This is a genomic window from Pseudomonas sp. Irchel s3h17 (assembly GCF_900187505.1).
GTDB lineage: Bacteria > Pseudomonadota > Gammaproteobacteria > Pseudomonadales > Pseudomonadaceae > Aquipseudomonas.
This window is the reverse complement of record NZ_FYDL01000023.1, coordinates 1-23,673: the sequence shown is the minus strand read 5'-3', so window position 1 is coordinate 23,673 and position 23,673 is coordinate 1. Positions and strand designations below refer to the sequence as shown.

Here is a 23,673-nt window from a genome sequence, read left to right as displayed (position 1 = left end):
GCTTGCACTCTTTACTCTCTCAGGGAACGTACCGCTATGAAGCTTCATACACTGACCAAAGCCATTACGCTTGCAACGCTGCTGTCTGCCGGTAGCCTCAGTGCCTACGCCGCCGATATCCCGTTGTCGGCCGTGGTTGAAGCGAACCAGGTGGTGACCGAGGTTATTTCCGTCGATGCGGCCAAGCGCCTGGTCGTGCTCAAGGGCGCCGACGGCCAGCCGGTCCAGATCCAGATGACCGAAAAGGCCAAGGACCTGGGCAACCTCAAGGCCGGCGACAAGGTGCAGATCGACGTCATCCGTTCGGTTGCCGCCTCGCTCGACACTGATATCGACAAGGGCCTGCCGGGCACCGTTGAACGCGTTGGGGAAATGCGCGCCAGCGAGAACAACCCGAACCCGGGCGGCGAAGCTTATCGCCAGGTCAAGGTCGAGCTGAAAATCACCGCGATCGACGTCAAGAAAAACGAAGTGACGCTGCAGAATCCAGCGGGCCTGACCAAGACCATCAAGGTCGAAAAACCGGAAGTCCAGGCCAAGCTCAAAGACCTCAAGGTCGGCCAGAGTGTGGTGGTGGTCTACACCGACGTGCTGAAAGTCACGACCCAGCGCTAAGCTTCAACGCGACACCTGAAAGCGACACTCGACGCTGGTGCGCCCTGATACGGGGCGCAACCTGAAACGGCGGGTTTCGCTTTTTTTCGTTTGTGCCGTTGAAATATTGTGTCCAGATTTATTCAGAATTTCTCACCGGACAGATCGGATCCAATGTATTAAAATCGCCCCAGTTCGCCCAGTGTCAGGGCTCTTTACCAGTGCACGGATTGCCAGGCCATAGCACTGGGCGAACGTCTTCCAGACCGTTCGACAAACAACATTCAGCGGTACATCGCCTCTGAATGCCCGCGCTTGATGTCCCCCGGACACTCTCCGTATTACCCGCTGCCTGCTCAGCCGGCCAACCCTTGCAGATTCAGCACACGGCCACATTCGTCAATCGAACGCTGCTGCGTTTGCGCGTACAACGCCAGCTCATCAATGGTTGAACGTCCCAGCGCGGCTTCAAACGCTTGCCGGTTCGAATGCGCGTCGTAGCGGGTCTGTGCGGCATCGCCCAGGTTCGACTGGAAAATCCCCGCGGCGCTGACCGGCAGGAAGTCCTCGTACACCAGCGGTTCTGCGCGCACATAACCTGCTTTGAGCAACCCGGCCAGGGTCATGCCCGTGAGTGCGTCGCGCTCGGCGGCCAGGCCCTTGTCGCTGACGAAATAGCGGAAGTAGGCCAGGCCTTGTTCACGCATGTCGGCGTAGGAATCCGGGAATTCCTGGAAATGTTGCGTCATCAGGCGGTCGTAGCGCGCTGCGTTGGCTTCGCTGGGGAAGTCCTTGAGCTCATCGCGGGCAGCGTTGAGCAAGCGGTCGTAGAGCGCCCGCCCTTGAGGAGTCAACGCAGCGCCACGCTGCTCGATTTCACCAAAGCGGGCGCTGTGGCTGCCGGTGGCCTGCTGTTGGTCGGTGAACGCAATGGGTTCGTCCAGCGCCTTGAAGCTGGTCTGGCGCAGGAGGATCGGGCACTGGCGGCGCGGCGGTCCCTCGATCACTGCCTTGGGGGTGATGCCGTGGCCGGGCATGCTGGCCTGCACGATGTCGATGTCCAGGGTGCGCGGGGTCAGGTGATTGATGTGCGGGCCCTTGAAGGCCACCACGTCGGCGATCAGCCGGTGCTGGGCGCTCAACTGTCGGTACTGCGCGGCGGTGACGGTGGCGCTGTGGTGCCAGCGAAACGTCTCCAGCGCCTGCTCGACAAAAACCTCGGCCTGCTGTTCATCAAGGCCACCGTTGTGTTCGGCGTGGGCGATCAGTTCCAGGGCCCTGGCGGTGAAAATCGAACGCCGGGCCAGCACCGATTCGGCAAAGGCGCGCAGCTCGGGGTTGTCGATCAGTTCCAGGCGCAGCAGCGAGGTGAACACGCGGAATGGGCTGACCTGCAGGGACGCTTCATGCACGGCGCGAAAGGCCGTGGAGTGCACCGGCACGCCGGCGGGTGTCAGGTCGTAGTAGCCGACCGGTTCCATGCCCATCACCGCGAACAGGCGACACAGCGTCGCCAGTTCCTCGGCGGTGCCGACGCGAATCGCGCCGTGGCGCTCCAGGTCCAGGCGCTGGATTTCGCCGGTAGCGCGCAACTGCGAGGCCATCGCCGGGTCGCTGGCCAACACATGGGCATTGGTGCTCGCCACCAGTTCCATCAAGGCGCCGTACAACGGCACTTCTTCGCGGTACATGTCCGACATCGCCCGCGAGAAGCGTTGGCGGATCAGGTCAGGGCTGACGACGTTGTGGTTGTTCATAAACTCGAATCCCGGCGCAGTGACAGTGGAGTAGGCCGATTCTGTTCGGCGCCGGCATGACTGACAAACGAAGTTTCTTCCGAACTTCATTCTGCAAACGACTGCTGTGTTCAGTGCTACGCCTGGTTCACCCGCTAGAACCGCCATACAAGGCACTGTCTGCCACAGGAGGAGGTGGAAGCCAAGGCAGGTCAGTCGCTCTTCGACTGCTATGACGCGTCATGCCCGTGTGTTTTGCCACAAGGACTGACGCCATTCATTGCGGCCTATCCAGGAACTGGCGGTACAACGTCGCGGTTTTCGCCGGCTGTTCCACCATCGGCATATGGCCGACACCGTCCCAGATTTTCACGCGCATTCCGGGAATGCCCTTGGCCCAGATCTGCGCGCTGCTGACGTGAATCAGGCGGTCTTCGCGACCCCACAGCAACAGGGCTGGGGCCTGGATGTCGTGCAACCTGGCGCCGACGGGCTGGCTGGTGTGAAAGTCCTCGAAAATTTCCGCCAGCTCGTCGCGCCGGGCTTGATAACGCTCGGCCAGCGCCGCCCGCACCACCCCCGGTACCCAGGGTGGGGAGGCCATGGTCATGGCGTAGAACTGATTGAAGTCGGCCCGCGAGTGGATCAGGAACGGGTTGCTGCCCTGGGCCAGCAATCGCTCCATGTCGCTGGGCTCGGGTGAGCTGAGGCCGGCCGGATCGATCAGCATCAGCGACGCGACTCGCCCTGGGTGGACGGCGGCCAGCCAGGCAGCGACGTAGCCGCCCATGGAGTTGCCGATCACGTGGACCTTGCCGATCCCGCAGGCATCGATCAACTGGATCATCCGTTCGGCCTGGGTCGGGATGTCATAGCCGCCGCCGGCCTTGAACCCGGTTTCGCCGTGGCCGGCCTGGTCGGGAATGATCACTCGGCAATCGTCGGTAAAATACTTGGCGAAGCGCAGCCAGATGGTTTTGTCGGCGCTGTAGCCGTGCAGCATCAGGATGGTGCGTTCCGGCGTCTCCGGTCCGCCCTGGTAGGTGACCATCTCCATCTCGGCAATCGGTACCGCGACTTTTTGCAGGCCATACAACCGTGCTTCCAGCGCCATGCTGGCGTCGTACAGCACGTGACCGATGCGCGGCCAGGTGCGCCAGGTCCAGATGATCAACAACCCGAGAACAATCCATACAACAAACATCGCGCACTCCCCAAAACAGGTCAGGACAGAATGTGGTCCGCGGTTTTCAGTCGTCGCGTCAGTTGGTGATAGCTGAAGCTGAAGCCGGGAAACATGGCGATCACATGACCGCTCTTGCTTTGATACCAACTGTGGCAACCTCCGGACTGCCACACAGTGCGTTGCATTTCACGGTGAATCATTTGGGTATAGGCGTTTTCGGCTTCCTTGCGCACTTCAATGCTGCGCAGTCCCTGGTCCTTGAGGGTACGAATGCAGTCGAGGATGTAGTTCATCTGCGATTCGATGATGAACAGCGCCGAGGTATGGCCGATGCCGGTGTTGGGGCCGGTGACGATAAACAGGTTGGGGAAGTCCGGCAGGCTGGTGCCCAGGTAGGCTCGCGGGTACTGGGCCCAGAACGCGCTCAAGGACGTGCCGTTCCTGCCGTGCACGGGGTAGGCAATCACCCCGTCGGTGGCGTCGTAGCCGGTGGCCCAGACGATCAGGTCCAGGTCGATGTGCTGGCCATCCTGGGTAAGAATGCCGCGTTCATCCAGTGCGCCGATGCCTTGTTCGCGTCCGTGCAGGGTCACGTTGGGGCGGCACAGTGCCGGGTACAGGGTGCTGGACAGAATCACCCGTTTGCAGCCGATGGTGTAGTCCGGGGTGAGTTGGCGCCGCAGTTCGGCGTCCGGCACCTGTCGCTCGAGGTGCTTGAGTGCCTGCTGCTGCACCAGGCGCAGCGCGGTCCTTGAGTACTTGAAGGCAATCACCCGGGTTTCGAATTGCCAGTAAATCAACCAGCGCAGCAGTTTGTAGGCTGGCTTGAAGCCCAGCAGCCAGCGCTGGAAACGACCGAAGCTGCGGTCGGCGCGGGGCAGTACCCAATGGGGCGTGCGCTGGAACACGTGCAAGTGTTCGACGTCCGGCGCGAGGGTGGGAATGATCTGCGCCGCGCTGGCGCCGCTGCCGACGATGGCGACCCGTTTGTGGCGATAGTCGTAGGCATGATCCCAGGCATTGCTGTGAAAACTCTTGCCCGCAAAGCGCTGCAGACCCTCGAACGGCGGAATCACCGGCTGGCTCAATGGCCCGGATGCGTTGATCAGGAACTGTGCGCCGAACGTGCCTTTTTCCCGGGTATGCACCTGCCACTGACGGGCCGTTTCGTCCCATCGGACCCGATCGACATCGGCCTGCAGTTCGACCCTGTCGCGTAACTGGTAGTAGTCGACAACGTACTGGGTGTAACGATGCAGCTCTGGCTGTTCGGCGAACATTTGCGTCCAGCGCCAGGAAGCGAACGACAATGAGTACAGCGGGGAGGGCACGTCGACGGCGGCACCGGGGTAGGTATTCTGGCACCAGGTGCCGCCAAAAAAATCACGGCGTTCCAGCAGGCGAAAATCCGTGATGCCCGCCTTGAGCAGGTTGATGGCTGCACACTGGCCGCCGAAACCGCTACCGATGATCAGCACCTGATAGGTCTGCATGGGCCTCCTCTCTGAATGGGGTGCAGGTTCAGACGTCGACTGAAGTCCCTCTCATATATAGTCAATCTTTCGACACCGGGTGCTCCAGAGCGTTTTTTTCTGGTCGCCAGGCGGTGATGGCGATTTGCCGTCGCCCTGTTAGACTCCAGGCATTCCCGTCTGGCTTTTTTTGCTGTCTGCAGTGGCGATCAGCCGTAAAGAGGAGCTTTGGCCCCTATGCAACCAATTGGAGGAAAGGGACTTTCACTGGCCAGGAGGCTCTACACATCACGCACCCTGGGGCTGGCGTTGGGGCTGTTGTGCGTGGCACCGGCGGTCCAGCCACTGGAGCCGCCTGCGTGGTTGTTGCTGTTGATGCTGTTCAATGGTGTGCTATGGCCGCACCTGGCGTACCAATGGGCGCGTCGTTCGCCATTGCCCTATCGTGCTGAACACCGCAACTTGCTGATCGACTCGTTGACCGGTGGTTTCTGGGTCGTGGCCATGCACTTCAATCCGTTACCCAGCGCGGTGACGCTGTCGATGATGGCCATGAACAATGTGGCAATCGGTGGCGTGCGCTTTCTGCTGACGGGCATCGCGGCCCAGGTGTTGGGCATGGGGATTGGCTGGTTGCTGTTTGTCCCCGTGCTGATCCCCCAGACCAGTCAGTTGCAGATGTACGCCTGCTTGCCGTTGCTGACCTTGTACCCGTTGGCGTTGGGCTGGATCTGCTTTCGGCAGACCTTCGCCCTGGGCAAGAGCAAGCGCGAACTGTTGGCCCTGAGCCGCACCGACAGTCTCACCGGGCTGCTGAACCACGGCGCCTGGAAGGACGCCCTGGAAGTCGAGTTCCAGCGGTGCCAGCGCCAGCAGCGCGGCGGGGCCATCGCGCTGATCGACATCGACCACTTCAAGGCCATCAATGACACCTACGGCCATGTGGCCGGCGATATCGTCCTGCGGCAACTGAGCAAGATCCTCAAGCAGAACCTGCGTGCCAGCGACGTGGCCGGGCGTTATGGCGGTGACGAGTTCTGCGTGATCCTGCCCGATGTCCCGCTGGCACGTGCCGTGCAGGCGATGGACGCGTTGCGTGATCGCTTTTCCGGGCTGGGCTACGAGCAGAACCCGGCCCTTGAAGTCAGCCTGAGTATCGGCCTGGCGGCGTTCAACCCGATGCACGCCGACGCCACGCAATGGCTCAACGATGCGGACCTGGCGCTGTACGCCGCCAAGACCACCGGCCGCAACCGGGTGATCTGCCATGCCGACGGCCTGGTGCAGCGGGTGGCGCTGGGCTCGGCGTGAGGTTTGGCGGTGTGGCCTGGTGTCAGCCCGGCGTGGCTCACTCGCGCAACACCTGCTTGGTCATCTTCATGTACAGCTGCTTGAGTGATAGGCGGTGAACAGGTGCGGGGGCCTGCGTCTTGAATCTAGCGGTAAATCCATGGACTTGGATACTGCCTGGATGGAGTTGCCGGACGACATCGGCGGTGGTCGGCAGCCGTTTGTCTTCTATATACAGCCGCTGGATTGAATTTCTTGCTATAAACGCACTCCGATAACGGCCCAAAGCTTGCCAGAGAGCAATTTAAGGGCTTTGTAAGACAAATTCCCTGTCTTTTCAGTTGCTGAGGCTTCAAGTCGGCCTTAGACTGCCGCCCCTCGTAAATTGAGTGCCGGGTGGCGCTTGGAATGTATGGCGCCTTTCCGAGACCTTGCAGGTCGACCGGAACGCTCCCTGATTCGCCTTAATGCACGTATTTTTTATAGAGAAATCAATGACAAAGGAAAAGTTGCTGGCCATGCCGGCGGATGACTACATGAATGCCGAGCAACAGGCTTATTTCACTGAGCTGCTGCAAGCCATGAAAGTGGAAACCCACGAGCGCATCGAGCAGAACCGAATCGCCATTGAAAGCCTGGACACCCCGGCTGACCCGGCTGATGCGGCATCGGTCGAAGAAGAGCGCACCTGGCTGGTGAACGCCATTGATCGTGATCAGCGCATGCTGCCTCAGCTGGAACGCGCGCTGGAACGCATCGGCGACGACACCTTCGGCTGGTGTGACGACAGCGGCGAGCCTATTGGCCTCAAGCGCCTGCTGATCAGCCCGACCACCAAGTACTGCATCGAAGCTCAAGAGCGTCACGAGCAGATCGACAAGCACCAGCGTCAGGCCTGATTCGGTGTGACCGCCCGGCCCACGGGCGGTCCTTGAAAGATCGCAGCCTGCACAACGCTTATGGGGACACCCCTTGACGTTGTCGCAGGCTGCGATCTTTGCATTTGTGTGCCCGAACGGTCAGCGCGTCTTCAACGCAATCGATGATTGTTACCGTTTGCGCAAGTCAATAGTGCAGGCACTTGGCTATTTCCCGCGCCGGGAATTCATTAATCTACCTACATTGTTAGGAAGCTAATGAAGCGCTCGAGGTGCTCTCATGCAATGCAAGGTCGATGTCGCGGTAATGATCGGCAGTGGTGTCCCTGCCGGATTACGGGCGATGGGGCAGCGCGTGTGCTGGGTGGTCCTGCTCAATGGTGAGCAACGGGGCACCGCATTTTCCAGCCGAAGCGAAGCGCAGGAGTGCCAGGCCGCCTGGCTGGCACAGTTGGGCGTGAGTAACGTCGATCACGTGCATTGAACGGGTTGGGTCGCAGTGCTGGATGTCACGACAGGTTGATCAGGCCTTCAAGGCGCCTTGATCGACGGCAAGCTTCAATGCCCTGGCCGACTCCATGGCCGCCACTGCCGCACTGTCGGAGGTTTTGAACCAGCGGTCCTTTTCGACCTGGTGGCAGGTCACGGTGGTCAGCGGCGGTTTGGCGCGCATCACAATGACCGCCTGGAATTCACCGTCGACTTCTCTGGCTTCGCCCCGGATAAAAAATTCGCCGATATCAAATTCCGTCACGTACGCCTTCCCTTGTTCATTTTTGTGTCGTGTTCAACGCAGTCCGCTGGAGGGCCTGGGTTTCAATGGGCGGGCAGTATGGCAGTTGTTGCGGGGAGGGGCGCAGTTATGTCATCGGTGTGACGAAATGACTGCGCCTGTCACACAGGGTGCATTTCTCAGTGACTGACCTCGAGGTTGCGTGCAAGGGCGCAGGCATCGTTGTGATTGATACGGAAACCTCTTACACGACCAGTTGCAGTTTCCGTAATATGGAAGAAACTATTCCCAGCGAGAACCACCTGATAACGAAGGTGTATATGCTGTTCAAAACCTGCACTCATCTCTGCGCAGGTCCCGGAATGTGCGGCGTGCAGGTTATAAACGCGGCTTTTGGTGTTCATGGATGAAGGAGAATGCGTGCTCATAAGAATTCCTTTTCTCGGGTTTGCAAGCGGTTGTGCGTCGCTTTGGCTAGTCTAGCAGCGCATCGCTGCTCTAGAATTGCCTTCACTGGCGGAAGGCAGGTGCTCATCTAAAGCAATTTTCTTTGGGCAATATGTCGGAAAAATGCTTTTTTCAAAGGGTTTTCTCCCTAAAGTTGATAGTCCAGTAGCCTCTGGTTGTTAGAAGGGATTTTTCCCTCAGCCTCTGACGACTGACAGGCAAGACGGTGGGCGCGGCGATCCAGTAGTCTGCTCCCGCCATGCGATGAAGCGCTTTTCTGCTGACTTCACGGCCTCAGCCAGGCCCCTTGTTGCAATATTTTCGGTAGGGCTATTTTTTTGCTGTCCTTTTTTCGGGCAGTGTCATTTTCAGATGTGGGGATGTTTCCTTGGCAGTAAGTAATCTCGATATGCATGCGTTGTTTGTCTTGGGTGATCTGCGTGCAAAGCTGGTCAAGCAGTTTCAATCACGTTTCGTCTACATCACCGAACAGACGCCTGAAGGTATATACGTCGCCGAGATCGATACCGAGTCGACCATGGTCGTGGACGACAAACCGCGTCTTGAACTCAAGGTCGGCGATCATTTTCGCGCCGCTGTGTTACCCAGTCGTGAAGGCGGCAAGTTTGAAATCAGGTTTCGCGAGATCAAGCTGACGGTCTACGGCCTGGGCGATTACGCGTTCGTGACCACGACAGAAGGTCATGCCATCGTGCTCAAGGAAGGTCACAACGTGCTGACGGTATTCGCCGTCCATGAGCAGCTGCAGGAAGGCCTGACCAAAACCCTGAAGGCCGTGACCGGCAAAGTGGCCAAATGGCGTAAAGGCGAACTCGTGACATTCAAGGCCAGTGAGTAATGAGCCTGTCCCGCGCCGAGTTTCATGAACAGCACCTGTTCAGCGCGCAAACCGAGGCGCAGCAGTTGTTTGCCCAGAAGGCCGTCCGGCAGGGCGACTGGCTGAGTTGGGTGGCTTCGCAGATTTACCAGATGCGCCCGGCGGAGTACGCCAGCATGGTGCGCAGAGAGTTGCAGCGCTTGCAGGAGGCTGCCGAACACTGAACCTCGTCCCTTCAAAGGCAGGAACCTCTACTACAGTCTATGGACCGAGTGACCAGAGGCTTGCCGCTTACGCGCGCATGGCCGCCCCGTCCCGCTATTGCTGAACAGTACGAGGTGCAAGGCATGAAAGGATTTCGCTTGTTGCTGGCGAGTGCATTGACCACCATCGGTTTGCTGGCATCTCCCCCTGCCGCAACGGCGGCCGAGACGCCCATCCACTTCGCTGACCTGAACTGGGAAAGCGGTAGCCTGATCACCGACATCTTGCGCATCATCGTCGAGAAGGGCTACGGCCTGCCGACGGATACCTTGCCGGGCACCACCATCACCCTGGAAACCGCGCTGGCCAACAATGACATTCAGGTCATCGGTGAGGAGTGGGCCGGGCGCAGTCCGGTGTGGGTCAAGGCCGAGGCCGAAGGCAAGGTGGTGAGCCTGGGCGACACGGTCAAGGGCGCCACCGAAGGCTGGTGGGTGCCTGAGTACGTGATCAAGGGCGATCCTGCCCGGGGCATCAAGCCCATGGCACCGGGGCTGCGCAGTGTCTCGGACCTGCCACGCTACAAGGACGTCTTCCGCGATCCGGAAACCCCGGGCAAGGGGCGTTTTCTCAATAGCCCGATTGGCTGGACCTCGGAAGTGGTCAACCAGCAGAAGCTCAAGGCCTACGGCCTGACCGACAGCTATGTGAATTTCCGCAGCGGCTCGGGTGCTGCACTGGACGCGGAAATCAGCTCATCGATTCGTCGCGGTAAACCTGTGCTGTTTTACTACTGGTCGCCGACGCCGCTACTTGGACGCTTCAAGCTGGTTCAACTGGAAGAGCCGCCGTTTGATGCGCAGGCCTGGAAAACCCTGACCGATGCCACTCATCCCGATCCACAGCCGACGCGCTCGCTGCCGTCGAAACTGTCGATCGGCGTGTCCGCGCCCTTCCAGAAGCAGTACCCCCAGCTGGTGGCGTTCTTCAGCAAAGTCGATTTTCCCATCGAGCCGTTGAACCAGGCCCTGGCGCGGATGAGCGAGCAACACAGTTCCCCGCGCCAGGCCGCCGAAGCCTTCATGAAGGACCATCCGCAGGTCTGGAAGGCCTGGTTGCCCAGCGACGTGGCCGACAAGGTCGCCGCCGGCCTGTAGCGAAGACGGTCGCCGGCCATTTCCGTGTGCGGGGATGGCCGTTTATCGCTGAATTGGCCGTACAGCCTGTTGATCCTGCCTTGCATTGATAAAACGCAATACGCTGACAAAAACACTGGTCTAGTCTGTTTCCCTGTCACTGAATTCAGGAATCTCGATCATGACGTTTGTGCTAGCCCAGTGGATCGCCACCGCCTTGGTGTCGATCAGCCTGATCCATGTGTATTGGGCGCTCGGCGGCCAATGGGCCAGCGATGCCGTCGTGCCGCTGGTGCAAGGGGAGCAGGGGCCACGGCCAGCGTTCAAGCCTTCCGCCCTGGTCACCCTGGTCGTGGCGGCCGGCCTCCTGCTGATTGCCTTGATGGTGAGCCTGCGGGTTGGCCTGATTACCCCGGCCATCGATCATTGGTCGCTGCAGTGGCTGATCAGCGCGATAGCCTTGATGATGTTCGCCCGGGCCATCGGCGATTCGGAGTCGATGGGGTTTTTCAAGGAGCACGCCGAGTCGAAGTTTGCGCTTCTCGACACCTGGGCCTTTTCACCCTTGTGCGTGGTGCTGGGGGCAGGGCTGTTGGCGGTCGCCTGGGCCTGAACCTGCGAACACGTCGTACTCAGGCACAGAGCCTCGACCTGCCGCCTCAGCTCCCGCTTTCATTGCGTCGGCTGCTGACCTCGGCAGGTACATCGTCCCCGGCCATCCGCTTGCGGAACAAGGCCGCCCGGGCCAGTAGCAAGGTGGTCACCGGCATGGTGATCGCCAGCAGCACCGGAATCAGCCAGGCGTGCAGCACCGGGCGGGATGTGAGCACGGAGAAGTACAGGATCGACGCCAGCGCCACGCACCAGGCACCCAGTGTCGAGGCCAGCGCTGGCGGGTGCATGCGCTGGAAGTAATCCTTGAGCCGCACCAGGCCGATAGCGCCGATCAAGGTGCACAGGCTGCTGACCAGCAGCAGAACGGCCACCAGAATCTCGACCCACAGCGGCAGTTGGTCCATCCCGTTCATTCGATCACCTCGCCACGCAGCAGGAATTTCGCCAGGGCAAACGAGCCGACGAAGCCGAACAGCGCGATCAGCAGCGCTGCTTCGAAATAAGTGTCGCTGGCGTAGCGGATACCCAGCACCAGCATCATCAGCATGGCAATGACGTACAGGTAGTCCAGGGCCAGTACCCGGTCCTGGGCCGACGGACCCTTGAACAGGCGGACCAGGGTCAGCACCATCGCCAGCGAGAACAGGAACAGGCTGAACACAATCGCGTTCGAGAGCAGGGCACTCATTCGAAAATCTCCATCAAGGGGCGCTCGTAAGTCGCCTTGAAGTGCTGGATGAAGTGCGCTTCGTCATCCAGATCGAACACATGCAGCAGCAGAATGCTGCGATCCAGCGCCAGTTCCGACCAGACCGTACCGGGCACCACTGTGGTGATCATCGACAGCGCCGCCAGGCCGTTGGCATCGCGCAAGTCCAGCGGTACCTTGATGAACGCCGAGCGCGGCGCCCGCCGGCCGGCGTTCAGGACGCCCCAGGCCACGGCCAGGTTGGACGCCAGCACGTCACGGCCCACCAACAGGAACAGGCGCAGGATCACCCCGGGGCGGCGGATACGGATCGGCAGCGGACGCAGCTTGCGCATCATCAGCGGCGCGCAGAACCCCAGCAACGCGCCGAGCAACAGGTTGCCGGGGCTGACGGACAGGTTCAGCACCAGCCACAGCACCCACAGTGCCAGCGACAACCAGGGGGCAGGAAACAGGCGCTTCATGGTTGTACCTCCTGGAGCGTCGCAGGGGTTGCGGGGCCTGGAACAGCGCGGGTGCCGAGGACCGCCATCACGTATTGCTGCGGGTCATTCAACGTGTCGGCTGCCGCCTGGGTGAAGCGCATCAGCGGTTCGGCCTTGAAGGTCAGCGCAATGCTCAACGCCAGCAGGGCGAAGATCGGCACGCATTCCAGCCGGCGCAGGACCGGTGACGGGCGTTCTTCCGGGGTCCAGAAGCGCTGGATGCCCAGGCGCGCAAAGGCGATCAGCGAGGCCAGCCCGGACAGAATCAGCAGGGCCAGCAGGCTCCAGGCCGCAGTCGATACCGGGTGTCCGGCAGACGCGCCGAGACCCAGCGGGTTGAGCAGGGCGCTGAGCAGGCTGAGCTTGCCAATGAACCCGGAGAGCGGCGGCATGCCGATGATCAGCAGGGCGCAAGCGATGAAGCTCAAGCCAAGGAAGGCCATGGTCCAGGGAATCACCTGGCCGACCACGGCTTGCTGGTCGTCGTCGAGGTTGATGCCCTTGGTCGGCTGGCTGGACTCCAGTGGGCGCGGCAAGGCTTCGATTTCATCGTCCAGCGGGACTTCGACGGCGGTGCGTGAGCGCTCGATCAGTTCGGCCAGCAGGAACAGGGCGCTCAGGGCCAGTGTGGAGCTGACCAGATAGAACAGCGCCGCCGCCACCAGGTTGGGTTGGCCGAAGCCGATGGCTGACAGCAGGATCCCCGCCGACACCAGGATGCTCAGGCTGGCCATGCGTTCCAGGCGCTGCGCGGAAAGGATTGCCAGCGCGGCGCAGACGATGGTCGCCATGCCGCCGTACACCAGCCAGTCGCCGCCAAAATACGCCGATGCGCCGGCCTGCCCCGAGAACAGCAGCGTCCACAGGCGCAGCAGGGTATAGACGCCGACCTTGGTCATGATCGCGAACATGGCCGCCACCGGGGCGCTGGCCGCGGAATAGGCCGGTACCAGCCAGAAGTTCAGTGGCCACATCCCGGCCTTGGCCAGGAACGCCACTGCCAGAATGCCCGCGCCGGCGTGCAGCAAGCCGCGATCGGCTTCCGGGATCAGCGGGATCTTCTGTGCCAGGTCGGCCATGTTCAGGGTGCCGGTGACGCCGTAGATCAATGCCGCCCCGATCAGGAACAGCGACGAGGCCAGCAGGTTGATCGAGATGTAGTGCAGCCCCGATGACACCCGCGCCCGGCCGGAACCGTGGAGCATCAAGCCATAGGAGGCGGCCAGCAGCACTTCGAAGAACACGAACAGGTTGAACAGGTCGGCCGTCAGGAAGGCCCCGTAGAGGCCCATCAGCTGGATCTGGAACAGCGCATGGAAGCTGGCGCCGGCACCGTCCCAGCGGGCCATGGCGAACAGCAGGGCGCTGACGCCGATGATCCCGGTCAGGACCAGCATCAGCGCCGACAAGCGATCGACCACCAGCACGATGCCGAACGGCACTTGCCAGTTGGCCGGCAGGTACACGCCGATGGAGCCCGGCTCGCCCTGTTGCTGGGTCCACAGCAACAACATCACCGAAATGCCCAGGCCGATCAGGCTGGAGAACAGGTTGAGCCGAGCCTTGAGCGGGCGATGTTTTTCGCCCAGCAGCAGCATCAGCGCGGCGGTCAGCAGCGGTAGCAGAATGGGCGCGGCGATCAGATGTTGCATCCAGTTCATTCTTTAGGCTCCCGGCCATCGACATGGTCGGTGCCGGTCAGGCCCCGTGACGCCAGCAACACCACCAGGAACAGCGCGGTCATGGCGAAGCTGATGACGATCGCCGTGAGCACCAGTGCCTGGGGCAGCGGGTCGGTGTAGTTCAACAAGTCCTGGGGTACGCCGTCCTTGATGATCGGCTCCTTGCCGATGAACAGGCTGCCCATGCTGAAGATGAACAGGTTGACCCCGTAGGACAGCAGGCACAGGCCCATCACCACCTGGAAGGTTCGAGGGCGCAGGACCAGCCAGACCCCGGAGGCCGCCAGTACGCCGATGGCAATTGCGATGACTTCTTCCATCAGGCCGCTCCTGGCTTGGCAATGGGTTTGGCTTGAGCGCCGGGCTTGTGTCCCCGCACCGACTGGTGCGCCAGGGCGGTCAGGATCAGCAAGGTCGAACCGACGACGACGGCGTACACGCCGATGTCGAAGAACAGCGCGCTGGCGATGTGAATGTCGCCCAGCAGCGGCAGCGAGAAATGCCAGGTGTGGGTGGTCAGGAACGGATAGCCCGCGGCCATTGCCCCCAGGCCGGTGACGGTGGCGAACAGCAACCCGGTGCCCATCCAGCGCACCGGTCGCAGGCTCATCTGCGCCTCGACCCACTGGGTGCCGGCCACCATGTATTGCAGGATGAACGCCACCGACATCACCAGCCCCGCGACGAAGCCGCCACCGGGCAGGTTGTGCCCGCGCATGAACAGGTAGAACGACACCACCAGGGCGATCGGCAGCAACAGGCGTACCAGCACCGCCGGCACCATCATGAAGCCCAGGGCGGTATCGCTGGCCTGGCGCGGGTTGACCAGGTCGGTGACCACGTCCGGTGCCAGCAGGCGCTGTTGCGCCGGCAGTTGCATGCTTTCCTTGGGCGGGCGGAAGCGTCGCAGCAGGGCGAAGACCGCCAGTGCCACCGCCGCCAGCACGGTGATTTCGCCGAGGGTGTCAAAGCCCCTGAAGTCCACCAGCATCACGTTCACCACGTTGCTGCCACCGCCTTCGGGCAGGGCGCGGCTGAGGTAGAACGAGGAGATGTCGTTGGGCGTCTGGCGGGTCAGCATGGCATAGGAGAGCAGGGCCATGCCCGCGCCCACCGCGATCGACAACAGCAGGTCGCGCAGACGACGAACCCGGGCCTTCGACACGCTACCGGGCAGCGGCGAGACGTCTTCGATCCGTCGCGGCAACCAGCGCAGGCCCAACAGGATCAACACCGTGGTCACCACCTCGACCACCAATTGGGTCAAGGCCAGGTCCGGCGCCGAGAACCAGACGAAGGTGACGCAGGTCATCAGGCCGCAGACGCTGACCATGGTCAGGGCGGCGAGTCGGTGATACTTGGCTTGCCAGGCGGCGCCCAGGGCGCAGACGATTGCCAGCAGCCACAGGGTGACGAAGACGATCGAGCCCGGGATTTTCGGCCGATCGCCCCAGCTGATGCCGCTGTACAGCATGGGGATCAGGCCGGCCAGCACCGCCGCCAGTACCAGCAGGAACAACTGGGTCTGCAGGCGTTTGGTGCTGATCTGCCGTTCCAGCCGGCGCGCCAGGCGCATCATGATCACCAGGCTGCGTTCGAACAGGCGCTTGCCGTTGAGCCGGCCAATCAGCGGCGGGTACTTGAAGCGCCCGTGCTTGAATTGATTGCGCAGCAGCAGGTACAGCACGATGCCGCAGGACATGGCGATCAGGCTCATGATCATCGGCGCGTTCAAGCCGTGCCAGATCGCCAGGCTGTACTCGGGCAGCGTCCCGCCGACCACTGGCAGGGCGGCGGCGGCGAGCAGTGGTCCGACCACCTGGGCCGGGAAGATCCCCACTACCAGGCAGGTAAAGACCAGCAGCTCGACCGGCGCACGCATCCAGCGCGGCGGCTCGTGAGGCGTGTGGGGCAGGTCGGTGGCCGTCGGGCCGAAGAACACGTCCACGGTAAAGCGCAGGGAGTAGGCGACGCTGAAGGTGCCAGCGATGGTGGCGATGATCGGCAGGCTGGTCTCGATCCAGGCGGTCGCATTGATGAACACGGTTTCGGCGAAGAACATTTCCTTGGACAGGAAGCCGTTGAGCAGCGGCACGCCGGCCATCGAGGCACTGGCCACCATCGCCAGGGTGGCGGTGAACGGGATCAGGCGGATCAGGCCATTGAGCTTGCGGATGTCGCGGGTGCCACTTTCGTGGTCGATGATCCCGGCGGCCATGAACAACGACGCCTTGAAAGTGGCGTGGTTGAGGATATGGAACACCGCCGCGACCGCGGCCAGGGGGCTGTTCAGGCCCAGCAGCAGGGTAATCAGGCCCAGGTGGCTGATGGTCGAATAGGCCAGCAGGCCCTTGAGGTCGTTCTGGAACATCGCGCAGTAGGCGCCCAGCAGCAACGTACAGGCGCCGGCCCCGCTGACGATGTAGAACCATTCTTCGCTGCCGGACAGGGATGGCCACAGGCGAGCCAGGAGAAACACCCCGGCCTTGACCATGGTGGCCGAGTGCAGATAGGCCGAGACCGGTGTCGGTGCGGCCATGGCGTGGGGGAGCCAGAAGTGGAAGGGGAACTGGGCGCTTTTGCTCAAGGCGCCGATCAGGATCAGGGGAAGCAGGATGGGGTACAGCGCATGGGCACGAATCAGGTCGCCGGCGGCCAGGACCTTGTCCAGGTCATAGCTGCCGACGACATGGCCGAGGAGCATGACCCCCGCCAGCAGGCACAAACCGCCGGCACCGGTCACCATCAGGGCCATGTAGGCACCCCGACGGGCATCGGCGCGGTGGTGCCAGTAGCCGATCAGCAGGAACGAAAAGAGGCTGGTCAGCTCCCAGAAAAACACCATTTGAATCAGGTTGCCGGAGATCACCAGCCCGAGCATGGCGCCCATGAATGCCAGGAAAAAGGCAAAAAAGCGCGGCACCGGGTCTTCCGGCGACATGTAGTAACGCGCATAGAGCGATACCAGGGTGCCGATGCCCAGCACCAGCAGGGAGAACAGCCAGGCGAAACCGTCCAGGCGCAGGACGAAGTTCAAGCCCAGGCTGGGCAGCCAGAAGTACTCTTCGCGTATCACACCGCCGTCGGCGATCTGCGGGTACAACAAGGCCACCTGGAGGGTGCCGACCAAGGCGATCAATCCGGAGAGAATCGATTCAGCATTACGTGCGTTGTGTGGCAGCAATGCCGCCAGACAGCTGCCAATAAATGGCAGAAGCAGTAGAACTATCAGGGACATAGGCTTCTAATCTGCGGAAGTTTGTGAAGGATCATACGTGCCGTGCCCGGGATCACCAACTGCCAAGCTGTGGCAGGATCCTACAAGGTAGGCAGAAAAAGCCTGATTCACATTGTTTTGAAGTGCTTGATCGACCGGCCGGACGCTATCGCGAGCAAGCGCAGCGCCGCCCGGTTCTCTCTCACGCTGGGCGTCGGTTGTGCCGTGATCGCGTGCCTGCATCCGGACCCTGTGAGCGCGAGCTTGCTCGCGATGGCTATTGTTCAGGCGCCGCCGCGTTCACGTCTTGACCTTGTGTTTCCTGTTCAGGTTCTGCTTCAGGCACGACAGCCTTACCTTTGGTTTTCAGTTCACTGACGATCACCGCCGCGACAATCAATGCCGCGCCGAACAGCGCCAGCCCCGGCAACCGCTCACCGGCCAGCCGCCCGGCAATCCCGGCCCAGACCGGCTCGCCGGCATAGATCAACGTCGCGCGGGTGGGGGACACGCTTTTCTGCGCCCAGTTCATCGCCACCTGGATCGCGGCACTGGCGGCGCCCAGGCCCAGGGCGCTGGCCAGCAGGAGCCAGGAAAACGACGGAAGCGCTTCCCGGGTCGGTGCAATCATCAGCAGCGCCAGCACCGAGGTGACCGCCAGTTGCACCACCGTGACCCGTCGCACATCGACCCTGCCGGCGTAGCTGCTGATCAGGATGATCTCCGCGGCAATCGCTACCGCACTGATCAGGGTGGCGATCTCACCGGCACTGAAGTCCAACGTGGCCCCGGCGGGCCCCGAAAGCAGCATCAGCCCGGCGAAGGCCAGCATGATGCCGATGCTCGGCATCAAGCCCGGGCGACGGCCGAGTACCAGCCATTGCAACAACGGCACGAACGGTACGTACAACGCGGTGATAAACGCCGACTGGCTGCTCAGGATGGTTTGCAAACCGTAGGTCTGCAGGCCATAGCCCAGCATGATCGCCACGCCGATAAAGGCGCCGGCCTTGAACTCGAACCAGGTCAACTGGCCCAGGCTACGCCAGGAGAACAGGGCGACGATGCAGGCGGCGGCGGCAAAGCGCAGGCCGACGAAGAACATCGGGCCACTGACGGTCATGGCGTGTTGCACCAGCAGGAAGGTGCCCCCCCAGATCATGGTGATCAGCACCAGTACACATTCGGCCTTGCTCAGCCGAAACAAGCTGGAGGTGGGTGTGGAAGAGTTCGCTGACGTCATGGCCTTGCGCGCTACCTGAGTGGGACGCACAATGCGCCAGAAGTTGGGCAGTATACTGCGCAACACCCTCAAGTGAGCAATATAGTGCACAAAGAAAACGGCCAGCGGGCTTCCGTCCTGCAACACGTCAGCCAGAATGTCCGGCGTCTGCGGCATGCCGCCGAACTGAGCCAGACCGCGCTGGCGGAAAAGTCCGGGGTCAGCCGGCGGATGCTGGTGGCCATTGAAGCGGGTGAGAAAAACGTCAGCCTGACCACCCTTGACCGGGTGGCCGAAGCGCTGGACGTGGCCTTCAGTGACTTGATTTCCGCCCCCGATGCCCGGGATCCGAGCCGCATCAACGAAGTGGCATGGGCGGGCGTCATCCCCGGCAGCAAGGCCGTGTTGCTGGCCAAGGCCGATGCGCGCCGTGAAGTGGAACTCTGGGAGTGGCGCCTGGAACCGGGCGAGCTGTACCTGTCAGAGGCCGATGCCGATGGCTGGAGCGAACAGGTGTATGTGTTCGAAGGCAGCCTGACCCTGGTGTTGGGCGATGAAGAGCGCAGGCTGGCAACCGGCGATTTCGTCAGTTTCGCCAGTAACCGCACCCACGCCTATCGCAATGACGGTGCTGTGGCCGTGAGGTTCGTGCGTAACGTGGTGATCTGAACGAATCCTGGTTGATCCATTTTCTACAAAGTTTTCATAAGGCCATGATTTTAAAATAATTTAATCTCTAAAAGGCGCCGAAGTCCCATGAGTGAAGTTTCCCTCGGGCAAGCACAGCAGGTGATTCGCAGTGCCGACATCCTGATCGTCGGCGGTGGCTTGAGCGGCGCGTTGCTCGCCGCCCAGTTGATGCGTTTGCCCGGCCAGCGCCAGGTGCTGGTGGTCGAGCCACGCGCCGAACTGGGACGCGGTGAGGCCTATAGCGCGGTGGAACTGGGGCACACGCTCAACGGCAATGCCGCGCGCATGAGCGTCGATCCGGACAATGCCGACGACCTGACGCAATGGTTGACGGCCTTCATTGCCGGCGGCGGCTGGCCACAATCGCGCGAGCAGACGGTGCCGGTTGCCGAACTGTTCCCGCCCCGGGGCCTATTCGGCCTGTATGCGCAGCAACGCCTGGCCGAGGCGCGAGTGCAGGGGGCGGGCCAGGGTTCGAGTGTCGAGCATGTGCGCGCCGAAGGGGTCGACCTGCAGATCGACGAGCAGGGGACACTGCTGACATTGAATGACGGCACCCGGTTGCGTGGCACGGTGGCGGTCCTGGCCACCGGCATGTTCCCGGCGGCCAGGACCCCGCAGACCGAATCCAGCGGCCTGAATGCGGCCGCGCTGGACCCTTGGGACGTGGCGGCGATGGCGCGACTCGATCCGCTCGCCAGGGTGATGATCATCGGTTCCGGCCTGACCATGGTCGATGCCGTCGTGTCGCTGGAGCAGGCCGGGCATCGCGGGCCGATCGACGTGTTCTCCCGCCACGGCCTGCTGCCCCATGTACGGCGTCAGCCACCGGCGTGGGTGGATTTTCTGGCGCTGGACCCCGGCATTGGCAGCCCACGGCAACTGATGCATGAACTGCGTCGCCAATGCCGCGCGGCGGCGGTCGAAGGGATCGACTGGCAAGCACCGCTGGACACCGTGCGGGCTCATATCGGGCGACTCTGGAGCCAGGCCACGGATGTGCAGCGCCGTCAGTTCGTACGCCATGTGCGCCCCTGGTGGGAAAGTCACCATCACCGCTCGCCGCCCTTGAGTGCCGAGCTGGTGGCCCGATTACACGCCGAGGGACGGTTGCGGATCCAGGCGGCCTCATTCAAGGGCCTGGCGCCCTCGACCGATGGCCGGGTCAACATCCGCGTACGCCGTCGCGGGGAGGCGGGGACGACCCTGGTCGGTGGCGATGCCCTGATCAACTCCAGCGGTATCGAGTACGACTGGCGCCGGGTCGCCCGAGCGTTGCCGCAGCAGCTGCTGGCCCGTGGCCTGGTTCAGCCCGGGCCATTGGCCCTGGGGATTGCTGCGCAGCCGGACGGCGCCGTGCTCGACGCCCAAGGGCAGGCCGCCCGGCGGTTGTTCGCCATGGGCCCGCCCTTGCGGGGCATGTGGTGGGAAAGTACCGCCGTCACCGATGTGGCGAGCCAGGCCAAGGCGCTGGCGCTGCGGTTGGTCAGTGGACCGCACTCCTTGTAGATACCGTCTCAACCTTCACCGGGCAATGCAGGCGGTGCCCATGTAGGAGCGAGCTTGCTCGCGAAGACCGTGAGCGCGACATGGGGTGTCAGGCAGCACGCGTTATCGTTGGCGACCCTCGCGAGCGACGCTCGCTCCTACAGGGCAATGTAGGCAGAGCCCACAAAAAAACGGTTTGGATCAGGACAGGAAGCCACCGTCCACATTCAGTGAGATCCCGGTGGTGTAGCTGGACGCATCGCTGGCCAGGTACAGCACGGCACCGGCCATTTCGCTGGGCGCGGCCACGCGCTTGAGGGGGATCTGCTGCAGCGCGGTGTTGAGGATCGCGTCGTTCTTGACCAGGGCCGAGGCGAACTTGGTGTCGGTCAGGCCGGGTAGCAGGGCGTTGCAGCGGATGCCGAACGGCGCGCATTCCTTGGCGAAGACCTTGGTCATGTTGATCACGGCGGCCTTGGTCACCGAGTAGATGCCCTGGAAGATTCCCGGCGAGACGCCGTTGATCGACGCCACGTTGATGATGCTGCCGCCACCGTTCTCGCGCATTAGCTTGCCGGCTTCCACCGACATGAAGAAGTAGCCGCGAATGTTCACGTCCACGGTTTTCTGGAAGGCGCCGAGGTCGGTGTCCAGCACATTGCAGAACTGCGGGTTGGTCGCGGCGTTGTTGACCAGGATGTCCAGGCGCCCGAATTGTTCGCGAATGCTGGCGAAAACCTGGTTGATCTGCTCCATTTCACCGATGTGGCACGCGATGGCGGTGGCTTTTCCGCCATCCTTGATGATCGCGTCGGCCACGTGCTGGCAGCCGTCGAGCTTGCGGCTCGAGACGATCACGTGGGCACCTTGCTGGGCCAGCAGTTTGGCGATGGCCTCACCGATGCCACGGCTGGCGCCGGAGACGAAAGCGATTTTGCCGTCGAGGTCGAACAACTGAGTCTTGGACATGGTTTTTCCTTGTTGTGGGCCGCTGGGGTGCAATAGGAACCGTGATCAGAGGCAGGATTTCGAAATGACCTGCAGGCTCATCTGCTCCAGCAGTTTGTTCATGTGAATGAACTGTGCGAAGCGTTTGTCCTGGGTCTGGCCATGGAAGAAACGGTAGTAGATCTGCTGCACGATACCGGCCAGGCGGAACAGCCCGTAGGTGTAGTAGAAGTCGAAGTTGTCGATCCGGATGCCCGAACGTTCGGCGTAGTAGTCGACGAACTCACGACGGGTCAGCATGCCCGGTGCGTGGCTGGGCTGGCGGCGCATCAGTTGCACCGGTGCCGGGTCCGCGGCCTCGATCCAGTAGGCGAGGGTGTTGCCCAGGTCCATCAACGGGTCTCCCAGGGTGGTCAGCTCCCAGTCCAGCACGCCGATGATCTGCATCGGGTTGTCCGGGTCCAGGATCACATTGTCGAAGCGGTAGTCGTTGTGCACGATGCTCGACGTCGGGTGGTCGGCGGGCATCTTGTCGTTGAGCCAGGCCTTGACCGCTTGCCATTGCGGCGCGTCCGGGGTCAGGGCTTTTTCGTAACGGTCGCTCCAGCCCTTGATCTGCCGGGCGACATAGCCTTCAGGCTTGCCCAGGTCGGCCAGGCCGCAGGCCGTGTAGTCGACACGGTGCAGTTCAACCAGCTTGTCGATGAAACTCTTGCACAGTACCCGGGTGTTGCTCGCGTCCAGGCCCAGTTCCGCCGGCAGCTCGGAGCGCAGGATGATCCCCTTGACCCGCTCCATCACGTAGAACTCGGCGCCGATCACCGACTCGTCGGTGCAGTGCACGTAGGCCTTGGGGCAGTAGGGGAAACCGTCCTTGAGCTGGTTGAGAATGCGGAACTCACGGCCCATGTCGTGGGCGGACTTGGCCTTGTGGCCAAACGGCGGCCGGCGCAGCACGAACTCCTGCCCGGGGTACTCGAGCAAGTACGTCAGGTTCGAAGCGCCACCGGGAAACTGGCTGATCCGTGGCAACCCGCTCAGGCCCGGAATATGCGCCTTGAGGTACGGGTCGATCAGGCTGGCATCGAGTTCTTCGCCGGAGCGAATACGGGTGGACTGGTCATTCAGCGCCATGCTTATCCCTTCTGCTTATTCTGGAGGCCAGAGACTATTGGCTAATCTAATGCGCACACCCGGCCCCCCACAACCTCGGCGGTCCTTTATAGGTGAGCGTGTTGCCGGTCAATCAGTGTGTTTGATACAGGTGTTTGAAAATACCGCTCGTTGAGCGGCGTGTCGATCAATGAGGGGGAGGAGGGGCGCAAGGCTCCCTGTCCCTGGATCGACCTGCCCGCGACAGTCTAGCCCGCCAGATACAGTCGTGTGCGCGGTAGGACATTTCCTGATTTTTGTCACCCTCTTGAGGGGGTAAAGCGGACAGACCTAAAGTCGCAGTCTCCTGCGGATTGAGCATTTCTTTCGTACACGTGGACACCTCCCACTCAGTACGTACTCGTTTCGCTGGATGCCTCTCTCAAATTACCCAACGGAGCCGCTGAGCCATGAGCGAAGACCTGACCGAGGCGTTCGAGCGCATCGCCCGACTCACCTACAGCGAAGAAGGCCCTAGCGCCTGTGTCACCTGCAAACGCAGCGTCTCGATACTGCCGTTGCGTTATGCCGTGATCGGCACGCCGCCGGCCGGTGAGCCAGCCTTACCGGTGCCCGACCTGCCGAACACGCTGGCCCCCGGTAACCTGGCACTGAGCACCGCGCACTACACCGTCAGGCCGCTGCGCGAGGGCTACCTGTATGTGTTCGTCCAGCGCCATGCATCCGACTGGGTCTGTGAGGGCGCCTACCAGACCTACGACAGCGGCTTGTGCCGACCGTTGTGGCCGGCTGACGGCGACGGCATGAGTTATGGCACGCCGATGCCGAATTTCGGTGAGCGGACGATCCAGATCGCCGACCCCGAAGCCGTCGACGCAGCGCGCCTGCTGTTCACCCCGGACCTGCTGACCCCCCGGATGCTGGCCGAGATCCGCAGCCAGAAACGCCTGCGCGACACCCTGCGGCAACTGGACATCCGCCAACTGATCC

25 protein-coding genes are annotated in these 23,673 nt (G+C 62.1%); 11 read left to right on the top strand and 14 right to left on the bottom strand.

The window, feature by feature from the left end; translation table 11 throughout:
• The first annotated feature begins 36 nt into the window (after positions 1–36).
• A complete protein-coding gene (locus tag CKW25_RS24115; RefSeq protein ID WP_095083243.1) occupies positions 37–615 on the top strand; it encodes a hypothetical protein in 579 nt (192 codons plus the stop codon).
• 335 nt (positions 616–950) lie between these two features.
• On the opposite strand, the gene CKW25_RS24110 is transcribed toward CKW25_RS24115, so the two are convergent.
• From CKW25_RS24110 to CKW25_RS24100, 3 genes are all read right to left on the bottom strand, one after another.
• On the bottom strand, positions 951–2,351 hold the full coding sequence (locus CKW25_RS24110; RefSeq protein WP_095083241.1) for a VOC family protein: 1,401 nt from the start codon (positions 2,349–2,351) through the stop codon (positions 951–953).
• Positions 2,352–2,607: 256 nt separating this feature from the next.
• Positions 2,608–3,534: an alpha/beta fold hydrolase gene (locus CKW25_RS24105; protein ID WP_095083239.1), complete on the bottom strand. Its 927-nt coding sequence runs from the start codon at positions 3,532–3,534 to the stop codon at positions 2,608–2,610.
• 20 nt (positions 3,535–3,554) lie between these two features.
• On the bottom strand, positions 3,555–5,009 hold the full coding sequence (locus CKW25_RS24100) for an NAD(P)/FAD-dependent oxidoreductase (RefSeq protein WP_095083237.1): 1,455 nt from the start codon (positions 5,007–5,009) through the stop codon (positions 3,555–3,557).
• Positions 5,010–5,225: 216 nt separating this feature from the next.
• On the opposite strand from CKW25_RS24100, the gene CKW25_RS24095 reads away from it, so the two are divergent.
• From CKW25_RS24095 to CKW25_RS24085, 3 genes are all read left to right on the top strand, one after another.
• Entirely contained in the window at positions 5,226–6,299 is a 1,074-nt protein-coding gene (locus tag CKW25_RS24095; RefSeq protein ID WP_095083235.1) for a diguanylate cyclase, read from the top strand.
• Positions 6,300–6,772: 473 nt separating this feature from the next.
• The gene (locus tag CKW25_RS24090; RefSeq protein WP_095083233.1) at positions 6,773–7,177 is read left to right on the top strand and encodes a TraR/DksA C4-type zinc finger protein; all 405 of its coding nucleotides are present in this window, start codon (positions 6,773–6,775) and stop codon (positions 7,175–7,177) included.
• Between the two features lie 259 nt (positions 7,178–7,436).
• Positions 7,437–7,640, top strand: coding sequence for a hypothetical protein (locus CKW25_RS24085; protein WP_095083231.1), 204 nt, complete (start codon positions 7,437–7,439; stop codon positions 7,638–7,640).
• 39 nt (positions 7,641–7,679) lie between these two features.
• On the opposite strand, the gene CKW25_RS24080 is transcribed toward CKW25_RS24085, so the two are convergent.
• Both CKW25_RS24080 and CKW25_RS24075 read right to left on the bottom strand, forming a co-directional pair.
• Positions 7,680–7,910 carry a hypothetical protein gene (locus CKW25_RS24080; RefSeq protein WP_095083229.1) on the bottom strand — a complete coding sequence of 77 codons (231 nt, stop codon included), beginning with the start codon at positions 7,908–7,910 and terminating at the stop codon, positions 7,680–7,682.
• A 158-nt stretch (positions 7,911–8,068) separates the two neighbouring features.
• On the bottom strand, positions 8,069–8,317 hold the full coding sequence (locus CKW25_RS24075) for a hypothetical protein (RefSeq protein ID WP_143497472.1): 249 nt from the start codon (positions 8,315–8,317) through the stop codon (positions 8,069–8,071).
• 428 nt (positions 8,318–8,745) lie between these two features.
• Here CKW25_RS24075 and CKW25_RS24070 point away from each other — a divergent pair, with 428 nt between their 5' ends.
• The 4 genes from CKW25_RS24070 (at position 8,746) to CKW25_RS24055 (ending at position 11,127) form a co-directional block, all read left to right on the top strand.
• Positions 8,746–9,195: a hypothetical protein gene (locus tag CKW25_RS24070; RefSeq protein WP_095083225.1), complete on the top strand. Its 450-nt coding sequence runs from the start codon at positions 8,746–8,748 to the stop codon at positions 9,193–9,195.
• Positions 9,195–9,398: a hypothetical protein gene (locus tag CKW25_RS24065; protein ID WP_095083223.1), complete on the top strand. Its 204-nt coding sequence runs from the start codon at positions 9,195–9,197 to the stop codon at positions 9,396–9,398. The genes CKW25_RS24070 and CKW25_RS24065 overlap by 1 nt, the downstream gene beginning before the upstream one ends.
• Before the next feature lie 123 nt (positions 9,399–9,521).
• Positions 9,522–10,535, top strand: coding sequence for an ABC transporter substrate-binding protein (locus CKW25_RS24060; protein WP_095083222.1), 1,014 nt, complete (start codon positions 9,522–9,524; stop codon positions 10,533–10,535).
• Between the two features lie 160 nt (positions 10,536–10,695).
• Complete coding sequence (locus tag CKW25_RS24055) at positions 10,696–11,127, top strand: DUF3995 domain-containing protein (protein WP_095083221.1); 432 nt, start codon at positions 10,696–10,698, stop codon at positions 11,125–11,127.
• 46 nt (positions 11,128–11,173) lie between these two features.
• On the opposite strand, the gene CKW25_RS24050 is transcribed toward CKW25_RS24055, so the two are convergent.
• The 7 genes from CKW25_RS24050 to CKW25_RS24020 all read right to left on the bottom strand — a co-directional run bounded on the left by CKW25_RS24050 (position 11,174) and on the right by CKW25_RS24020 (position 18,555).
• Complete coding sequence (locus CKW25_RS24050; protein ID WP_095083220.1) at positions 11,174–11,542, bottom strand: Na+/H+ antiporter subunit G; 369 nt, start codon at positions 11,540–11,542, stop codon at positions 11,174–11,176.
• On the bottom strand, positions 11,539–11,817 hold the full coding sequence (locus CKW25_RS24045; protein ID WP_095083219.1) for a K+/H+ antiporter subunit F: 279 nt from the start codon (positions 11,815–11,817) through the stop codon (positions 11,539–11,541). Before CKW25_RS24045 ends, CKW25_RS24050 begins: the two co-directional genes overlap by 4 nt.
• Positions 11,814–12,302 carry a Na+/H+ antiporter subunit E gene (locus CKW25_RS24040; protein ID WP_095083217.1) on the bottom strand — a complete coding sequence of 163 codons (489 nt, stop codon included), beginning with the start codon at positions 12,300–12,302 and terminating at the stop codon, positions 11,814–11,816. The genes CKW25_RS24045 and CKW25_RS24040 overlap by 4 nt, the downstream gene beginning before the upstream one ends.
• Positions 12,299–13,984: a monovalent cation/H+ antiporter subunit D gene (locus tag CKW25_RS24035; protein ID WP_095083216.1), complete on the bottom strand. Its 1,686-nt coding sequence runs from the start codon at positions 13,982–13,984 to the stop codon at positions 12,299–12,301. The genes CKW25_RS24040 and CKW25_RS24035 overlap by 4 nt, the downstream gene beginning before the upstream one ends.
• The gene (locus tag CKW25_RS24030; RefSeq protein ID WP_005789164.1) at positions 13,981–14,325 is read right to left on the bottom strand and encodes a Na+/H+ antiporter subunit C; all 345 of its coding nucleotides are present in this window, start codon (positions 14,323–14,325) and stop codon (positions 13,981–13,983) included. The genes CKW25_RS24035 and CKW25_RS24030 overlap by 4 nt, the downstream gene beginning before the upstream one ends.
• Positions 14,325–17,243 carry a monovalent cation/H+ antiporter subunit A gene (locus CKW25_RS24025; protein ID WP_095083215.1) on the bottom strand — a complete coding sequence of 973 codons (2,919 nt, stop codon included), beginning with the start codon at positions 17,241–17,243 and terminating at the stop codon, positions 14,325–14,327. Before CKW25_RS24025 ends, CKW25_RS24030 begins: the two co-directional genes overlap by 1 nt.
• A 256-nt stretch (positions 17,244–17,499) precedes the next feature.
• Positions 17,500–18,555 (bottom strand): DMT family transporter, encoded by a 1,056-nt coding sequence (locus CKW25_RS24020; RefSeq protein WP_173919077.1) that lies wholly within the window; start codon positions 18,553–18,555, stop codon positions 17,500–17,502.
• Here CKW25_RS24020 and CKW25_RS24015 point away from each other — a divergent pair.
• Both CKW25_RS24015 and CKW25_RS24010 read left to right on the top strand, forming a co-directional pair.
• Complete coding sequence (locus tag CKW25_RS24015; RefSeq protein WP_095083212.1) at positions 18,550–19,113, top strand: helix-turn-helix domain-containing protein; 564 nt, start codon at positions 18,550–18,552, stop codon at positions 19,111–19,113. The genes CKW25_RS24020 and CKW25_RS24015 overlap by 6 nt on opposite strands.
• Before the next feature lie 87 nt (positions 19,114–19,200).
• Complete coding sequence (locus tag CKW25_RS24010; RefSeq protein WP_095083211.1) at positions 19,201–20,643, top strand: FAD/NAD(P)-binding protein; 1,443 nt, start codon at positions 19,201–19,203, stop codon at positions 20,641–20,643.
• A 180-nt stretch (positions 20,644–20,823) separates the two neighbouring features.
• Here the strand turns inward: CKW25_RS24010 and CKW25_RS24005 are convergent, their stop codons facing one another.
• Together CKW25_RS24005 and CKW25_RS24000 are read right to left on the bottom strand one after the other, a co-directional pair.
• Positions 20,824–21,591: an SDR family oxidoreductase gene (locus tag CKW25_RS24005; protein WP_095083209.1), complete on the bottom strand. Its 768-nt coding sequence runs from the start codon at positions 21,589–21,591 to the stop codon at positions 20,824–20,826.
• A gap of 45 nt (positions 21,592–21,636) precedes the next feature.
• Complete coding sequence (locus CKW25_RS24000; protein ID WP_095083207.1) at positions 21,637–22,704, bottom strand: phosphotransferase family protein; 1,068 nt, start codon at positions 22,702–22,704, stop codon at positions 21,637–21,639.
• Positions 22,705–23,132: 428 nt separating this feature from the next.
• Here CKW25_RS24000 and CKW25_RS23995 point away from each other — a divergent pair.
• Positions 23,133–23,673 (top strand): toxin VasX (locus tag CKW25_RS23995; protein ID WP_371855201.1); only part of this gene is annotated, 541 nt, incomplete at its 3' end.

What these genes read in the sequence shown, in the direction of transcription:
- CKW25_RS24115 (WP_095083243.1), top strand. Translation starts at nt 37, where the DNA reads ATGAAGCTTCATACACTGACCAAAGCCATTACGCTTGCAACGCTGCTG.
- CKW25_RS24110 (WP_095083241.1), bottom strand. Translation starts at nt 2,351, where the DNA reads ATGAACAACCACAACGTCGTCAGCCCTGACCTGATCCGCCAACGCTTC.
- CKW25_RS24105 (WP_095083239.1), bottom strand. Translation starts at nt 3,534, where the DNA reads ATGTTTGTTGTATGGATTGTTCTCGGGTTGTTGATCATCTGGACCTGG.
- CKW25_RS24100 (WP_095083237.1), bottom strand. Translation starts at nt 5,009, where the DNA reads ATGCAGACCTATCAGGTGCTGATCATCGGTAGCGGTTTCGGCGGCCAG.
- CKW25_RS24095 (WP_095083235.1), top strand. Translation starts at nt 5,226, where the DNA reads ATGCAACCAATTGGAGGAAAGGGACTTTCACTGGCCAGGAGGCTCTAC.
- CKW25_RS24090 (WP_095083233.1), top strand. Translation starts at nt 6,773, where the DNA reads ATGACAAAGGAAAAGTTGCTGGCCATGCCGGCGGATGACTACATGAAT.
- CKW25_RS24085 (WP_095083231.1), top strand. Translation starts at nt 7,437, where the DNA reads ATGCAATGCAAGGTCGATGTCGCGGTAATGATCGGCAGTGGTGTCCCT.
- CKW25_RS24075 (WP_143497472.1), bottom strand. Translation starts at nt 8,317, where the DNA reads ATGAGCACGCATTCTCCTTCATCCATGAACACCAAAAGCCGCGTTTAT.
- CKW25_RS24070 (WP_095083225.1), top strand. Translation starts at nt 8,746, where the DNA reads ATGCATGCGTTGTTTGTCTTGGGTGATCTGCGTGCAAAGCTGGTCAAG.
- CKW25_RS24065 (WP_095083223.1), top strand. Translation starts at nt 9,195, where the DNA reads ATGAGCCTGTCCCGCGCCGAGTTTCATGAACAGCACCTGTTCAGCGCG.
- CKW25_RS24060 (WP_095083222.1), top strand. Translation starts at nt 9,522, where the DNA reads ATGAAAGGATTTCGCTTGTTGCTGGCGAGTGCATTGACCACCATCGGT.
- CKW25_RS24055 (WP_095083221.1), top strand. Translation starts at nt 10,696, where the DNA reads ATGACGTTTGTGCTAGCCCAGTGGATCGCCACCGCCTTGGTGTCGATC.
- CKW25_RS24050 (WP_095083220.1), bottom strand. Translation starts at nt 11,542, where the DNA reads ATGAACGGGATGGACCAACTGCCGCTGTGGGTCGAGATTCTGGTGGCC.
- CKW25_RS24045 (WP_095083219.1), bottom strand. Translation starts at nt 11,817, where the DNA reads ATGAGTGCCCTGCTCTCGAACGCGATTGTGTTCAGCCTGTTCCTGTTC.
- CKW25_RS24040 (WP_095083217.1), bottom strand. Translation starts at nt 12,302, where the DNA reads ATGAAGCGCCTGTTTCCTGCCCCCTGGTTGTCGCTGGCACTGTGGGTG.
- CKW25_RS24035 (WP_095083216.1), bottom strand. Translation starts at nt 13,984, where the DNA reads ATGAACTGGATGCAACATCTGATCGCCGCGCCCATTCTGCTACCGCTG.
- CKW25_RS24030 (WP_005789164.1), bottom strand. Translation starts at nt 14,325, where the DNA reads ATGGAAGAAGTCATCGCAATTGCCATCGGCGTACTGGCGGCCTCCGGG.
- CKW25_RS24025 (WP_095083215.1), bottom strand. Translation starts at nt 17,243, where the DNA reads ATGTCCCTGATAGTTCTACTGCTTCTGCCATTTATTGGCAGCTGTCTG.
- CKW25_RS24010 (WP_095083211.1), top strand. Translation starts at nt 19,201, where the DNA reads ATGAGTGAAGTTTCCCTCGGGCAAGCACAGCAGGTGATTCGCAGTGCC.
- CKW25_RS24005 (WP_095083209.1), bottom strand. Translation starts at nt 21,591, where the DNA reads ATGTCCAAGACTCAGTTGTTCGACCTCGACGGCAAAATCGCTTTCGTC.
- CKW25_RS24000 (WP_095083207.1), bottom strand. Translation starts at nt 22,704, where the DNA reads ATGGCGCTGAATGACCAGTCCACCCGTATTCGCTCCGGCGAAGAACTC.